1 protein-coding gene is annotated in these 552 nt (G+C 39.3%); it reads right to left on the reverse strand.

Annotation, left to right across the window (positions count from 1 at the left end; all coding sequences use genetic code 11):
* The coding region (locus tag IEV84_RS16690) for a hypothetical protein (protein ID WP_229732724.1) at nucleotides 1–405 on the reverse strand (405 nt) is incomplete at its 3' end.
* Nucleotides 406–552 lie beyond the last annotated feature (147 nt).

Below are 552 nucleotides of genomic sequence, written 5' to 3' on the forward strand. Positions count from 1 at the left end.
GACCTTGTTATTGATATGAATGCCATTATTGTTCAGTCTGTCGATAATGTTTGTGACTTTTGTTTCAAATGCATCTGCAGGTGTACTGCCATTATATTGCAAATTTGCCAGGGTCACAATGTCGTTTGCCTCTTGGGTATCAGATTGCATTTTTTCAATACTTTTGGAAAGAATTTTCATGATATCCGTATAATCAACGGATAGGATGTCTTTGACCCAGGTAGGTAGGAATTGAGAGGGAGCAAATATTTGAAAAGTGTTATACAAGAAGGTGAGTTCATCATCAGTGATCTGACGTACGGGTTTTCCGTTTACTGTCGGAATAATACCACCGAGATTCGAGTTTTGTAAAAATTTGATGTATGTTTTAACCCAATTTGGAAAGTCATTAGGTGAGGTTAACATTGGTGGTGGTCTGACATATTTTTTAGTGGATGTCATATCAGAGTCCGCTGAGGATGAATCAGTAAATGTATTACCTGACTCAGGTGATGGAGTGCTCAGAGGCGTTCCAACTGATGATGGATACTGCGGAAACTGTGATTGTGGCCC

Origin of the sequence: Flavobacterium palustre, from assembly GCF_014639535.1 — a bacterium.
Classification (GTDB): Bacteria; Bacteroidota; Bacteroidia; order Flavobacteriales; family Flavobacteriaceae; genus Flavobacterium; species Flavobacterium palustre.